The following is a 13,471-nucleotide window of genomic DNA, read 5'->3' on the forward strand; positions in this document are numbered from 1 at the left end:
ATTGACCTCGCATCATCCCCTTGACGCTGTATGTAGGTACCGCATACGACTTGATGACCACCCATCATGGCGACATCCAGGGCCATGTGTAACCCGCCGCGAAAGATGAAAAACCTTTCTGGGGAAAACGACAAGCAGCACACTCCGGGATCAGGGTCGATGACCTTGATGTGCAGGCCGATCACGCCCTCAAGCAGGCCTGCGGCTTCGCCGATACCGTTCGCCGAGATCGTCGCCCTCTTCCGCGCCGCCATGTGAGGGGCTGTGGTTTGTCAGGGCCGCCACGCGGCCCTTTTTATTGGCAGGAGGATCAATGGCTTTTTACTTCCGCACGGGGAGTGGGTATGATTTGCCGAGCTAAAAAAGACTGTATGGATGATCTGAACCCGATATGCGGATGAAACACCTGATTGCCGCGGCCCTGACCGCCCTCACCCTGTCCGGTTGCAGCCTGGTCTATCGCATCGATATTCCTCAGGGCAACTATGTGGAACAAAAGCAGGTCGACAAGCTGCGCCAGGGCATGACCCGCGAGCAGGTCGAGTTCGTGCTGGGTTCTCCCATGCTGCGCGACGGCTTTGACCCCAACACCTGGTACTATCTCTATGAGTTCCAGCCAGGTCGTGGTGACAAGGAGCGCAAGGAGCTGACCCTGAACTTCGTGGGTGACAGACTCGCCACCGCCACGGGTGACTTCCCCCTCCCCGCCGCCTTCAACACCCCGCTCTGACAGCATCATAAAACCGGCCAAGGCCGGTTTTCTCTTGTCTGGCCTCAGGCCCAGCCTCGCAGGGGCGCACACCCTGAACCATGATCAAGGACGTCAACGCCCCTCATCATCCCCTCAAGGAGATCACATGAGCCAGATCCTGATCGCCGGGGCAACCGGCCTGGTCGGCCAGGCCCTCATCCGCCAGCTCGGCACTGAGCACCAGCTGATTCTGCTCTGCCGCCAGCCGGGCGAGGCCACCCCCAACCGGCACTGGCTGCCGGTAGACTTCGAACGCCTAAACGAGGTGGCGCTACCCGGCCCCGTCGACATGGCCTTCTGCTGCCTCGGCACCACCCGCAAGGACGCCGGCTCCGATGAGGCCTTTCGCCGTGTCGATCACGACTATGTGCTGGCCTTTGCCGCCCTCGCCCGTCGCCACGACTGCCGGCGCCTGCTGGTCGTCTCCAGCCTGGGGGCCAATTCGCGCTCTCCCGCCCTCTATCCCCGCACCAAGGGCGAGATGGAGCAGGCCTTGCTGGCCCAGGAGTGGCAGCGACTCGTCATACTGCGCCCCGCCATGCTGCTCGGCCATCGCCAGCCCCCACGCCGCTCCGAGCAGATAATTCAGGCCATCTATCCCTGCATAAAGCCCCTGCTGCTGGGGCCCCTCAGGCGCTGGCAGGCCATAGAGGCGAGCCAGGTGGCACATGCCATGACGGTGCTCGCCAACCAGGCTCAGGGGGTAGAGATAGTGCAAAACGAGCGGCTGCTCACCCTGTGATGACGCGGGGGCCTCTATCTTCCCATAGGCTCCTGGCGGCGGTACTGAATCAAAAAGAGGCGCCATGGCGCCTCTTCTGTTCTCCCTTGCCAGCCCATCAGGCCGGGTCGGCATCGTCTCGCTTGCGGTGCACATCGGGGCGCCCGCCGGTGACCACATCGGCCCGCCCCTCTTCCTTGGCCTTCTCGGCCCGCTTCTTGCGCATCTCCTTGGGATCGGCGATGAGCGGGCGGTAGATCTCGATGCGATCCCCGTCCTGCACCGGCTCGCTGCCCTTGACCGGACGGCTGTAGATGCCGAACTTGTTGACCGAGAGATCGATCTCCGGATGTTTCTGCACTATGCCGGACTGCTCGATGGCGGCCAGCACGCTGGTGCCCGGGGCCACCCGGATGCACAGCACGTTTTGCCGCTCAGGCAGGGCATAGGCCACTTCGATATTGAGCAGATCAGACACCGTAGACCACCTTGGCGCGGTTGGAGAAGGCGAGCACCATGGAGCCCACCAGGTCGCGGAAGATCTGGCCAAAGGCCAGCTCGATCAGCTTGGAGGTAAATTCAAAGTCGAGATCAAACTCCACCTTGCAGGCATCCACGTCCAGCGGCGTGAAGGTCCACCAGCCCGCCAGCTTGCTGAAGGGGCCCTCCACCAGTTCCATCTTGATGGCGCGGTTGGCATCGAGCAGGTTGCGGGTGGTAAAGGTCTTGGCGATGCCAGCCTTGGCCACATCCACCGAGGCCATCATGTAATCCTCACCCGTCTCGTGAACGCGGCTGCCGACACAGCCGGGCAGAAACTCGGGATACGCGTGAACATCATTGACCAGACGGAACATTTGTTCCGCGCTGAACATCACCAGGGCACTGCGAGTAATACGGGGCATGGGCTTTCCTCATCCAATCGGGCCAATTTTATCACCTTGCCAGCCAAAATCACCGCCGAAACTGCTCACCTGACCGCCACGCGCGCAATTGCCGCCCCTGATGACCAGCTTTACGTCACCTTGCCAACCAAAAACATCACCGAACTGCTCACAAAGCCGCCACTCGAGTGGTTGCGCGTTTTACAGCCGCCGCCACCCACGTATAATGCGCCTTCCTAAACATTGCCGAAGGCCCCCGTCATGAGCAAAAAAAACAGTAAAAACAAAGCCGGGTCCAGCACCATTGCACTCAACAGAACCGCCCGTCACGAGTACTTCATCGAAGAGCGCGTGGAAGCCGGCCTGTCCCTGCAAGGGTGGGAAGTCAAATCCCTGCGGGCGGGAAAGGCCAACATCAGCGAAGCCTATGTCATCTTCCTGCAGGGCGAAGCCTTCCTGTTCGGCTCCAGCTTCCTGCCGCTGAACGCCGCCTCCAGCCACGTGGTGTGTGACCCGACTCGCACCCGCAAGCTGCTGCTGAGCCGCCGTGAACTCGACAAGCTCGAGAGCCTGGTTGCCCGCCAGGGCTACACCATAGTGCCGCTGGCGCTCTACTGGAAAGAGTGCTGGGTCAAGGTCGAGATCGGCCTGGTGAAAGGCAAGAAAGAACACGACAAGCGGGAAGACACCAAGGCCCGGGAATGGGACCGTGAGAAGGCCCGCATCATGAAGAACAAGAACCGCGGTTGATTGTGCGCCGCCAGCGCCCGTGGGGCGACCAATAAACCAGCAATCGACCGGCCCATGCCGGTCGATTGCCATCAACGCCTTGCCATGGCAGGATTTTTGCGTACAATCGCTTTTGACAACTTGGGGCTGATTCTGGATTCGACAAGATTCACGAAACCCAAGGTGCATGCCGAGGTGCGGTAGGCCTCGTTAACAAACCGCAAAAAAATAGTCGCAAACGACGAAAACTACGCACTCGCAGCTTAATAACCTGCGCTGAGCCCTTCTCCCCTAGCTTGCCTGTGTCCTAGGGAATTGGAAGGTCATCCTTCACAGGATCGTGTGGAAGTCCTGCTCGGGGCGGAAGCATTAAAACCAATCGAGCTAGTCAATGCGTGGCGTGTCTCTCCGCAGCGTGTTGGCGAATGTAAAGAGTGACTAAGCATGTAGTACCGAGGATGTAGTAATTTTGGACGGGGGTTCAAATCCCCCCAGCTCCACCAAACGTTTGGAAAAGGCCACTTCGCAGGAAGTGGCCTTTTTTTTTTATGGATTGCGTTCATGTCTCTGAGCCGGCTCTGGCAGCCTGTCCGGGGTGCTGCGGCGGACGGGATGGCTCTGATGCCGCCCTCTGCCGTGGCAGAGGGCGTCCTCGCGAGGGAGGTTAGTCGCCGGATGTCAGGACCAGCCTGCGCCAGGGCCCCGTGATGTCACAGTGCCCCGTTTCATCCGTATTTTCCCAGCCCAGACGATGGTAGAACGCCAGCGCCGTGGTGTTGCGGGTGGCCACCTTGAGGGATGCCGGGGGTTTGTGTCCGGCGAGCCCGGCGGCCAGCAAGGCTCGCCCCATTCCCTGGCCATGCCAGTCGGCCACCACATAGAGGTGATGCACGAAGCTGTCTTGACCCCAGATGGAGACAAATCCGCAGGGGGTGCCGCCCTTCTCTGCCACCCAGATCTGCTCACCCCGGGTCTGCTCGGCAAAATCCTCCAGCCTAAACAGGGAGGGCTCGACCCAATGAAAGGCCTGTCGCCTTCCCTTGAGGAACAGTTGCGCCAGCATGGGTTCATCTGCATCTCGCATCATTCTGATCATGAAGACATCCTTGATTTGCCTGCTCACTGCCTCCCACTCTCGATGGATCCCGCCGCGCTGTCAAATCGGCAATCTGGACCCCCTTGAATACGTGATGGTGTGATGCAGGGCTGCCTATTTTATCGCCTTAGGGGCTATACTGCCTGGGTCCCGTCCATGACTGGTTTGAGGTTCACTGATTTATGGATAACAAGCAAATAGAAGGCAGTATTCTGGTACCCGCCCACATCGACGATGTCTGGCGGGCCTGGACCACGGAGAGCGGTCTGCGCAGCTTTCTGGCGCCCGAATGCCTGATGGTGGCGGAACCCAACGGTCCTTTCGAAATCTATTTCAGGCCAGAGGCCCCGCTGGGGGAACGCGGCAGTGAAGGGTGCCGGGTGATGGCGGTCATGCCCCATGACTTGCTCAGCTTCAGCTGGAATTTCCCTCCCCAGTTTCCCCATATCCGTCAGCAGAAGACCCAGGTCAGCCTGCGCTTCGTGCCCGAAGGCCAGGGTACCCGGCTCCACTTCCTGCAAACCGGCTGGGCCCAGGATCCCGATTGGGACCAGGGTTATGCCTACTTCCGGGAGGAGTGGCTGGAGCTCAGCCTGCCAAGGTTGCAGTATCGCTTCACCCACGGCCCCATCGACTGGAACAATCCGCCGGGCAAGCCGCAGTTGAAATCTCTCGCCCAGTGAGGGAGCGATTGAAATGAAGAAGGACCCTGAACGGGTCCTTCTTCATGAGGGATCAGGCGATCACTCCACCGACTCTTCATCGAACAGGGGGTGATAGAGCACCTCGCCCTGCAGACCGGCCAGCCCCCCGGGCTGCAGCTCCATCGCCATGAAACAGTCGGCAGGCACCTCGTAGATGCAGTGCAGGCCGAAGTCGCTGGCGGGCCGGAAGCCGAAACGGGCGTAGTAAGCGGGATCGCCAAGCACCACCACCGCCTTCCAGTCCATCTCGAGGGCCGTATCCAACCCTTCCCGCACCAGATCCGAGCCTATACCCTGCCCCTGCCAGTCCGGATGGACGGCCACCGGTGCCAGCCCGAGCCAGGGACCTTCCTGCCCGTCAATGGTGATCGGGCTCAGCATCAGGTGCCCCATGAACTCGTACTCTTCCTCCTCGACCATGGTGACCACGGCGGCCCCACACTCGCGCAGGCGATTGACCAGTTCGGCCTCATCGGGACGACCAAAAGCGGCGCTCACCAGCTCGTAGACTGGCAGCATGTCGCCGGGACGCTCGGTTCTCAACATACAGGGTTACTCCTCGTACAGCAGGGCCGCCATTATTTCACAGAAGTGGCCCCTGACTTGAGCGTCTTTATCCGAAAATGGGAGGGCTGACTCAGGAAAACGAGTGGCAATCCGTGCGCCAAACGTCGCAATACCACCCCTTCCCACCGGCTTCGTCAACATCAAGCGCCAGGATGATCCCCTAGCAATCGCAGCAGATAACCGAGACCAAGCTCGCCTCTATCCTTGAGCAGGACACCGCCACCATGGGCCTGCATCCCGGGGACCTCAGGTGCCAGCCAGGCGAGCGGATGGCACCTGACCGTCAGCCCTGCGGGGAGGTGCAGCTCACCGCCCGCATCGGTTCCTTCCATGAAGAGCGCCACCTCCTGCCCTCCGGCCTCGTTCTCATGGAGGATCGCCACCGCCACCCGCTCGTCTTCGAGCCAGGGGGCCAGCGCACCCTTGAGGCCGTCCGGCAGGTGCGGCGGGCGATCCAGCCGCCAATGATCCAGTTCAGCGGGTTGGCGTGCCGACCCGGGCCGCCGACCGCAATGATGCATGCCGAGCTTGGCCATCACCCGGCCGGAGGCCAGGTTGCCCGGCATGTGGCGGGCGGTCAGGGCGGGCAGGCGCAGCTGCTCGAAGGCAAAGGTCCTGACCAGCAGCGCCGCCCTGGTGGCCAGTCCGCGGTTTTGCCAGGGCACGCCCACCCACCAGGCAAGCTCGCCGTGCCAGTGCAAGGAGATCACCCCGAGCAGAGGGGCCGGCTCATCACGGGTGGGCAATGTCAGGGCCCAGGTCCACCCCAGCCCGAGGGCGGCCTTGCGCCCGCTCATGGCGAGCCAGTCGCGGGCCGCCTCCAGTGGATAAGGATGGGGGATGTTGAGGGTGTAGCGGGCAAGCGCCTCATCCGAGCAATAACGCACGATGTCGGTCTCATCCTCCGCCTGCAGTGGTCGCAGCACCAAGCAAGAGACTGGTTCGGACGATGGCTCATGCAATGTGGGGATGTACAGGCGCCGGGCAAGCAGTCGCTGCAGTACATCAGCCAGCTCGTCGTCCGCGCTCAATCGCAGATCCGCGCCGCTGGGCCCCAGGGTGAGCAGGCCGCTCTCCTTGGCCAGGGTCAGGAGAACGCAGGAGGCAGAGATCAGGATCTGGCGGCTCGGGTCCGCCGTCATGAGGGGCGACTCATCCTCCCCCAGCCAGGCGGCGAGCAAACCGCTGGCCGAGAGGATGCCGTCGGGCGGGCAGCAGGCCCAAGGCGCAGGAGTCACTGCCGGCTGCTCGCTACCCCTGCCGCGCAGCAACTGCCAACGGTTGCCCTGCTCCTGCCACGCCTGCAGCGCACCCTGCCAGCGAGGCTGCCAGAGCGCCTCTTCTATCAACAGTTCCATGCTTCCCCCTGCGACCGCCGAACTGCGCAGCATAACCGGCTACCAATGGTTTGTTAAACCATATGTTTAGCATGGTTAAACGGCATACCCCATGAAAAAATGCCATATGGCCAGCTTGATGACGGTCACATTAATGCCTCCCTGCCCTTCCTATCATGCCCCCATCTCGCAGCGGCCGGCGCCGCGCGTGAATGACAACGCATAACAAGAGAACACACTATGCAGCAAACCAGCCCACTCAAAACGGTGTTAGTCAGTACCCTGGCGACCGCCCTGCTGATCTTCGTGGCCCAGTACCTCATCGGGAAACAGGAGATCAGGATAGGCATCGCCATCATCCCCATACTGCCCATGCTCTTTGCCGTCATCATCGGCATGATAGTCTCCGCCAAGCCGGTCAAGGATCGCATCCCCGGCTGGAAGCGCCTCTTTGGCGATAAGGAAGATGGCTTCTGCGGCAAGATGGTGGGCTTCAGCCTCCTGATCCTGGGTACTCAGTATGCGGGCATGATCATCCCCAACCTCAAGATGATCCTGAGCGTCGGCGTGCCGCTCTTCCTGCAGGAGATAGGCAACCTCCTGCCCATCCTGATCGCCATTCCGCTGGCAGTGAAGTTCGGCTTCGGTCGCCGCGCCATCGGGGCCTGCTCCTCCATCAGCCGTGAACCCTCGGTTGCGGTGATCCAGGGCAGATTCGGCACCGGATCCCAGGAGTACATAGGCGTGCTCGCCATCTACCTGTGCGGCTCCGTCATCGGCACCCTCTGGTTCAGCGTGCTCGGCAGCATAGCGCCCCTCACAGGCCTGCATCCGCTGGCCCTGGCCGCCGGTTCCGGCGTGGGCTCAGGCTCCATGCTGAGCGCCGCCTCCGGTGCCCTGATCAACGGCCTCGACGAGGCACTGGCCCAGCAGGTGCTGAGCATAGCCGCCGCCTCCAACCTGCTCTCGTCGGCCCTGGGTGCCCTCTCCCTCACCTATCTGGGGCTCCCCCTTGCCGAAAAGATCTATGCACTGACTGACAAAGGAGCGAAAGCATGAAAAGCATCGTGATGGATATGCGCTTCGTCTTTCTGGCGATCCTACTGGCCATGTTTACCCAGACCCTGACCACGGGCACCCCGCTCTGGCTCATGGGTGACAGCTTCGTCGCCATGTCCCTGGTGGTGTTCGCCTCCCTGGTGGCCAAGCGCTATCTGCCCTCGTCCCTGCCGGCCTTTGCCTATGCCACCATCATCGGCATCCTCATCTGCCTGCCCGAGACTCCAGTGCGTGGCCTCTTCATCGACGCCGTGGCCAAAATCTCCTTCCTCTCCTGCTGCGTGCCGCTCTTGGCCTTCGCCGGCCTCTCGGTGGGCGGTCAGCTGGAGGAGCTCAAGAAGATGTCGTGGAAGGTGATCCTCATCTTCATGATCGTCTCTACCTGCTGCTTCTTCGGCGCCTCCCTGGTTGCCCAGCTCGGTTTCTCCATTCAAGGGATCATCTGATGAACCACTACCATATCGAACCTGACCTGTTGGCCCTGCGCGGTTTCAGCCACGAGGTGCGCCACCACCTGCACCGCATCCCGGAATACTCCGGGGCCGAGTTCAAGACCTCCGCCTACTGCCGGGGATTGATGGAAGAGTTCGGCTACCAGATCACCGACTACCCGGGCTTCACCGGTTTTCACGGGGATCTGGTCATAGAGCCTGCGCTTCCCACCATAGCGTTTCGTGCCGACATGGATGGCCTGGAGATGCACGACATGAGCGAGGTGGCGTTCAAGTCCACCCATGAAGGGATGGCTCACAACTGCGGCCATGACTCCCACATGGCGATCGCCCTGACCACGGCGAAATTCCTGGCAGGTCACCGGGAGCAGCTGCGCTACAACGTTCGCGTCATCTTCCAGATGGCGGAGGAGGACATGCGGGTGCCGGGGGCCGAGAAGATGGTGGAGCTCGGCTGCATGAAAGGGGTGGACGAGGTCTATGCCCTGCACAACGACGGCGCCATGGAGACGGGCACCATCAAGTTCAACCAGGGGGTCATGTCCTCCTGGGGCTCGGCCTGGACCCTGGATGTACACGGCATCTCGGCCCACGGCTCCACCCCCCACAAGGGGCTGGATGCCATCCGCGAGGCGGTGCGGATCATCGAGGACATGGACTACATAGTCGCCAAGCGTACCAGCCCGTTCAGCCCGGCGGTGTTCGGCTGCGGCATGATCAACGGCGGCACCATTCCCAACGCGGTGGCCGACCATGTGCAGGCCCGTGGCACCATACGTGCCATGGACGCCGAGACCGACCGGATCCTGAAAAACAGCTTCAGGGACATCATCGCCCAGAGCGAGCTGCGCGGCTTCAAGACCACCATGGTCCATGCCGGCTACCCGGCGGTGGAAAACCACACCGAGGCCTGCGAGCGTCTGCAACAAGCCGCCGCCGATGTGCTGCCGGCCGAGGGAATCAATGCCCAGGGTCAACCCATGACAGGCAGCGAAGACTTCAGCTACATGATCAACGCCACCCCGGATCGCAAGGGGGCCATGTTCTTCCTCGGCAGCGGCAATCAGGCCAAGGGGATCTGCAACTACCTGCACGCCAATCCCTATTACCTGGACGATGACTGTCTGCTGGTGGGAGCCCAGATCTTTGTCAATCTGGCGACCAGACGCACCTGACGGGTAAGGGGAGCTGCAATTACTCACATCATGCATCCCCCAACTATCTGGCAGGTGGGCCGCGGAGGCCCGCCTGCTGACCCGCACCCTCAACAGCAAGGAGGCGGTGGGTATAAGGCAAGATCGATGGATGCACTGCCAGCGTACAACCTGTCGCACAGCCAGATGGTGAAGATGGCGGCGAGCCTGAAGAGAGACACGATGAGTCAGCTGAGTTTTCATATGGCGTCGGCGTTCCTCATCCATGACTGTGTTGCATGCCGTATGTGTCAGCGGGCAATCTCCCAAGGCGGGGAGCGGACCTTGAGCCACAAGCGAGGTTGTTTGTCCTGCCCATCAGAAGAGAGCGATATTGGCCGTGCAGTGTGAAGGCAAGGTCACAGAAGGAGAATATGAAAAAAGCGAATAAAAAAATGCCAGTCAAACTTAACTGACTGGCATTACGCCGTGGCGTCTTTGGGGCTGATGTCAGGCTGCGACAATCCCTGACAACATACCCGTTTATTTCACCGCATCGAAGGTCAGCAGCGTCGCCTGCTCTGCATTCTTCAGCACCAGCTGTTTGCCGCTTATCTGGAAGCTTGCCACCTTCTCCAGCGCCTGCAGGTAGTTCATCTCCTTGCCGGCCAGCTCCCCTGTACACATCATGCGAGTCGCCCCCATGGGGCCCAGAGCCAGAACACCGTCCCCCTGCTCTGTGATGCCGCCAAAGTAGCGGTTGCAGCCGCCCTTGCCTGCCACCTTGTCGCCGGCGACCTGCAGGGTGAAGGTATCACCGCTCGCCCCTTGCAACTGCCAGGTCGATGCTTGCAGCTCTGCCAGGGTAGAACCCGTTGCCATGGCGCAGCCTCCCAGGGCTAGCGCAGCCAGCAGGGTCAGTTTCTTGTTCATGAGTTCACCTCGTGATGGAGAAAGTCGTGAAGACACAGAGTGAGGGGCCTGTTTATCATGACTCTGGCGCCCATCAAAACTCTTTTATTGTGATCGGAGTTCCCTTTACTCCCTGCTGGCATGTGCCATGCTTGTAGTCCTGTTCCGGACCCAGGGAGGGGAAACGAATGGTCAAGTCTCTCGTCATCGCACTCGCATCCTGTCTCACTTTTTCGGCCCAGGCCGCCGACTGGGATTTCCTCAAAAACGAAGCCGACAGCCAGCTCTACGTGAAAAGCTATTCCGGCGTACTGCTCGGCAACCAGGCCCATACGGGCGACAATTTCGATATCTGGCTCATCAACACCGGCTACCAATATCCGGTAGAGGATGATATCAGCCTCTACATGGAGGCCGGACCGGCAGTGGGCAGCCACAGCGAGCAGGCCGGCTTCAATATCAGCTCTGGGGTGCGCTACCGCCTATCCCCCTCACTGAACATCGGCAGCCAGCTCAAACAGCTGGAGGTGAGCAAGCCCAGCACCCTGGTGGAGCTCAACAGCAGCCTGCTGGTGACACCGCAGTTGGCCATCACCGCCAACTACGGCCTCAGTGCCTTCAGCACCGAGCAGTTCCTCACCCTGGGGGTAGGTTTCAACTTCTGAGGGATCAGAGGAGCCTGGCGCCACTGACCAGCACGCCATTGAGATCGGCGTAGACATAATCCCCCGGCGCTATGCTGACCCCGGCAAAGGACAGCACCACATCCAGCTCGCCCTGTCCGCGTTTCTCGGTTTTGACCGGACAGGCCGCCAGCGCCTTGACTCCCAGCGCCAGCGTCGCCAAGGTGCCCACATCTCGCACGGCGCCGTGGATCAGGATCCCTTCCCATCCCTGCTCCACCGCCTTGATGGCCAGTTGGTCCCCCAGCAGCGCCCGGCGCAGGGAGCCACCGCCGTCGATCACCATCACCTTGCCATGACCGGGGCTCGCCACCAGCTCCCGCACTAGGCTGTTGTCCTCGAAGCAGGAGAGAGTGACCGCCTCGCCATAAAACAGCGGCTTGCCGCCATAATCGTGAAACAGCGGCTCTGCCACCTGCAGGGCATCGCCATGTTGATCGCAAAGGTCGGGCAGTAGATCCAGCATGGTCAGCATCCTTCCATGGAGTGAATGAGTCCGCTCATTCTTTCATCATGTGGACAGGCTGACAATCCAGCGGGCAACCGACATACCCGGATGGTGTGGCTCCCGTCCAGCCTCTCATCATGCGAAAGCTCTGAGCATCCAGCGGGAAGTCAGTCTGCCAAGATGGCATGGCTCCCCCTTCAGCAGGACGGGCACCAACCAGAGCTCCCCCTCTACCACCCAGTAGAGGGCATTCTGCCCGAAGCGGGCGGCCAGTCGGATGGCCTCGCCCTGAGGAATGTGCAGCAACAGGGACGCCTCCTGCCAGCACTCATCCGGAGCGCTGCCCCACCCGCTGGCTGGCCGGATTCCAGGCCGTGACGATGGCATAGGCAGCCCAGACTGGCGGTGCGAAGGGGGCAATAAAACACACATTTCTGTAGTTTTCCCACAAAGTCATGTCAACCACATGTTACATCCCATTACATTTCTTAAGGGCGAAAAAGCGGGCCAGCCCACGTATGATGCAGCGAACCTCGGGATTGACTTATATCAAACCTGAGTTAAAAAGTTGCTATCTGACGGCAAAGAGTGTTGTTATGCGCCTGTTAACTGATAAAATGCAGCAACTTTTGTAATGGACTACCTTTCCAGGCTTCTCTCGATCAGACTTGTTGAGAGCCTATGTGCGGCACAGGGATGTTTGCCAACATAGATACCAAATTCGCGATGATTCGACCTGACATTCATACCCAGGATGACGTAATAAATTTTCAGGACCGGTCGGATAACGCCAAAGAGTGTTAAAATTTCGATAATTAACTGATAAGAATCTGGGAATACTCATGCAAACACCACATATTCTGATCGTCGAAGACGAGCTGGTCACCCGCAACACCCTCAAGAGCATCTTCGAGGCCGAAGGCTACATAGTGCTGGAAGCCAACAATGGCGATGAGATGCATCAAGCCCTGACCAGCCACACCATCAACCTGGTGATCATGGACATCAACCTGCCGGGCAAGAATGGCCTGCTGCTGGCGCGCGAGCTGCGTGAAGATGACAATATCGCCCTGATGTTCCTGACCGGTCGTGACAACGAAGTGGACAAGATCCTGGGGCTGGAGATCGGCGCCGATGACTACATCACCAAGCCGTTCAACCCACGCGAGCTGACCATCCGTGCCCGCAACCTGCTGAGTCGCACCATGAACGTGACCGCCGGTGGCGAAGAGAAGAAGCTGGTGGAGCGTTACCTGTTCAATGGCTGGGCGCTGGACATCAACAGCCGTGCACTGGTCAGCCCGGCAGGCGACATGTTCAAGCTGCCCCGCTCAGAGTTCCGCGCCATGCTGCATTTCTGCGAAAACCCGGGCCAGATCCAGACCCGTGCCGAACTGCTCAAGAAGATGACAGGCCGTGAGCTCAAGCCCCACGATCGTACCGTGGATGTCACCATCCGCCGCATTCGCAAGCACTTCGAGAGCGTGGGCGACACCCCGGAGATCATCGCCACCATTCATGGCGAAGGCTACCGCTTCTGTGGCGAGCTGGAGCAGGAATAACCCCTGCCCGGTGAAGCGAGAGGCGCCTGTGGGCGCCTCTTCTGTTTGTGGCTGGTGCAAGTCGTCTGTCCGCCAAAACAAAAAGCCCACTCAGTCGAGTGGGCTTTTTGCATGAAAGCTGGAGCGGGCAGCGGGAATCGAACCCGCATCATCAGCTTGGAAGGCTGAGGTAATAGCCATTATACGATGCCCGCAAGACATCAGGAACGCAGCAGATACAAGGCATGGAATCGGCGTCTTAAGAGACGTGCCAGAAGTAGGCAACAACGAGACGGGACAGATACCTGGTATCAGAATGTGGAGCGGGTGATGGGAATCGAACCCACGTATGCAGCTTGGGAAGCTACCGTTCTACCATTGAACTACACCCGCGTCAGTGGCCTCTACTATATGCATTTTGCCGGCGAGCGCAATCACCGCCTTCGTATTTTTT

At 60.3% G+C, this 13,471-nt stretch carries 16 protein-coding genes, 2 tRNA genes, 1 other RNA gene and 2 pseudogenes; 11 read left to right on the forward strand and 10 right to left on the reverse strand.

Features of this window, described 5'->3' with window-relative positions:
- The first annotated feature begins 391 nt into the window (after positions 1–391).
- Together PG898_RS05035 and PG898_RS05040 are read left to right on the forward strand one after the other, a co-directional pair.
- Positions 392–730 (forward strand): outer membrane protein assembly factor BamE, encoded by a 339-nt coding sequence (locus tag PG898_RS05035; RefSeq protein WP_171269229.1) that lies wholly within the window; start codon positions 392–394, stop codon positions 728–730.
- Positions 731–857: 127 nt separating this feature from the next.
- The gene (locus PG898_RS05040; protein WP_270824350.1) at positions 858–1,493 is read left to right on the forward strand and encodes an NAD(P)H-binding protein; all 636 of its coding nucleotides are present in this window, start codon (positions 858–860) and stop codon (positions 1,491–1,493) included.
- Positions 1,494–1,590: 97 nt separating this feature from the next.
- Here the strand turns inward: PG898_RS05040 and PG898_RS05045 are convergent, their stop codons facing one another.
- The gene (locus PG898_RS05045; protein ID WP_171269231.1) at positions 1,591–1,950 is read right to left on the reverse strand and encodes an RnfH family protein; all 360 of its coding nucleotides are present in this window, start codon (positions 1,948–1,950) and stop codon (positions 1,591–1,593) included.
- The gene (locus PG898_RS05050; protein ID WP_043133123.1) at positions 1,943–2,377 is read right to left on the reverse strand and encodes an SRPBCC family protein; all 435 of its coding nucleotides are present in this window, start codon (positions 2,375–2,377) and stop codon (positions 1,943–1,945) included. Before PG898_RS05050 ends, PG898_RS05045 begins: the two co-directional genes overlap by 8 nt.
- A 240-nt stretch (positions 2,378–2,617) precedes the next feature.
- Between PG898_RS05050 and smpB the strand changes: the two genes are divergently transcribed.
- Positions 2,618–3,106, forward strand: coding sequence for an SsrA-binding protein SmpB (gene smpB / locus PG898_RS05055; protein ID WP_041206169.1), 489 nt, complete (start codon positions 2,618–2,620; stop codon positions 3,104–3,106).
- Between the two features lie 122 nt (positions 3,107–3,228).
- Positions 3,229–3,588: a transfer-messenger RNA gene (ssrA, locus tag PG898_RS05060) on the forward strand.
- A 161-nt stretch (positions 3,589–3,749) separates the two neighbouring features.
- On the opposite strand, the gene PG898_RS05065 is transcribed toward ssrA, so the two are convergent.
- Complete coding sequence (locus tag PG898_RS05065; protein ID WP_171269249.1) at positions 3,750–4,181, reverse strand: GNAT family N-acetyltransferase; 432 nt, start codon at positions 4,179–4,181, stop codon at positions 3,750–3,752.
- 182 nt (positions 4,182–4,363) lie between these two features.
- Between PG898_RS05065 and PG898_RS05070 the strand changes: the two genes are divergently transcribed.
- Positions 4,364–4,864, forward strand: coding sequence for an SRPBCC family protein (locus PG898_RS05070; RefSeq protein ID WP_005325836.1), 501 nt, complete (start codon positions 4,364–4,366; stop codon positions 4,862–4,864).
- A 60-nt stretch (positions 4,865–4,924) separates the two neighbouring features.
- On the opposite strand, the gene PG898_RS05075 is transcribed toward PG898_RS05070, so the two are convergent.
- Positions 4,925–5,431: a GNAT family N-acetyltransferase gene (locus PG898_RS05075; RefSeq protein ID WP_005325838.1), complete on the reverse strand. Its 507-nt coding sequence runs from the start codon at positions 5,429–5,431 to the stop codon at positions 4,925–4,927.
- Between the two features lie 161 nt (positions 5,432–5,592).
- Positions 5,593–6,810 (reverse strand): GNAT family N-acetyltransferase, encoded by a 1,218-nt coding sequence (locus PG898_RS05080; RefSeq protein ID WP_171269250.1) that lies wholly within the window; start codon positions 6,808–6,810, stop codon positions 5,593–5,595.
- Positions 6,811–7,029: 219 nt separating this feature from the next.
- Between PG898_RS05080 and PG898_RS05085 the strand changes: the two genes are divergently transcribed.
- The 4 genes and pseudogenes from PG898_RS05085 to PG898_RS05100 all read left to right on the forward strand — a co-directional run.
- A complete protein-coding gene (locus tag PG898_RS05085) occupies positions 7,030–7,848 on the forward strand; it encodes a DUF3100 domain-containing protein (RefSeq protein ID WP_171269251.1) in 819 nt (272 codons plus the stop codon).
- A complete protein-coding gene (locus tag PG898_RS05090; protein ID WP_005339141.1) occupies positions 7,845–8,294 on the forward strand; it encodes a hypothetical protein in 450 nt (149 codons plus the stop codon). Before PG898_RS05085 ends, PG898_RS05090 begins: the two co-directional genes overlap by 4 nt.
- Positions 8,294–9,475 (forward strand): M20 metallopeptidase family protein, encoded by a 1,182-nt coding sequence (locus PG898_RS05095; protein ID WP_171269252.1) that lies wholly within the window; start codon positions 8,294–8,296, stop codon positions 9,473–9,475. The genes PG898_RS05090 and PG898_RS05095 overlap by 1 nt, the downstream gene beginning before the upstream one ends.
- 85 nt (positions 9,476–9,560) lie before the next feature.
- A pseudogene (locus PG898_RS05100) lies at positions 9,561–9,905 on the forward strand (IS4 family transposase); the annotation flags it as partial.
- Positions 9,906–9,976: 71 nt separating this feature from the next.
- Here the strand turns inward: PG898_RS05100 and PG898_RS05105 are convergent.
- The gene (locus PG898_RS05105) at positions 9,977–10,366 is read right to left on the reverse strand and encodes an META domain-containing protein (RefSeq protein ID WP_171269253.1); all 390 of its coding nucleotides are present in this window, start codon (positions 10,364–10,366) and stop codon (positions 9,977–9,979) included.
- 167 nt (positions 10,367–10,533) lie between these two features.
- Here PG898_RS05105 and PG898_RS05110 point away from each other — a divergent pair, with 167 nt between their 5' ends.
- Positions 10,534–11,010 (forward strand): hypothetical protein, encoded by a 477-nt coding sequence (locus PG898_RS05110; protein WP_171269254.1) that lies wholly within the window; start codon positions 10,534–10,536, stop codon positions 11,008–11,010.
- A 4-nt stretch (positions 11,011–11,014) separates the two neighbouring features.
- On the opposite strand, the gene PG898_RS05115 is transcribed toward PG898_RS05110, so the two are convergent.
- A complete protein-coding gene (locus PG898_RS05115) occupies positions 11,015–11,494 on the reverse strand; it encodes a putative 4-hydroxy-4-methyl-2-oxoglutarate aldolase (RefSeq protein ID WP_043130163.1) in 480 nt (159 codons plus the stop codon).
- 117 nt (positions 11,495–11,611) lie between these two features.
- Positions 11,612–11,942 (reverse strand): annotated as a pseudogene (locus PG898_RS05120) (DUF3293 domain-containing protein).
- A gap of 376 nt (positions 11,943–12,318) precedes the next feature.
- On the opposite strand from PG898_RS05120, the gene arcA reads away from it, so the two are divergent.
- Positions 12,319–13,038, forward strand: a complete 720-nt coding sequence (gene arcA, locus PG898_RS05125) for a two-component system response regulator ArcA (RefSeq protein WP_005325853.1) — start codon at positions 12,319–12,321, stop codon at positions 13,036–13,038.
- A 119-nt stretch (positions 13,039–13,157) separates the two neighbouring features.
- Here the strand turns inward: arcA and PG898_RS05130 are convergent.
- Together PG898_RS05130 and PG898_RS05135 are read right to left on the reverse strand one after the other, a co-directional pair.
- A tRNA-Gly gene (locus PG898_RS05130) sits at positions 13,158–13,232 on the reverse strand.
- Between the two features lie 104 nt (positions 13,233–13,336).
- Positions 13,337–13,410, reverse strand: a tRNA-Gly gene (locus tag PG898_RS05135).
- Positions 13,411–13,471: the final 61 nt, after the last annotated feature.

This window comes from Aeromonas sp. QDB31 (genome assembly GCF_027707605.1).
In the GTDB taxonomy this organism is placed as follows: Bacteria; Pseudomonadota; Gammaproteobacteria; order Enterobacterales; family Aeromonadaceae; genus Aeromonas; species Aeromonas media.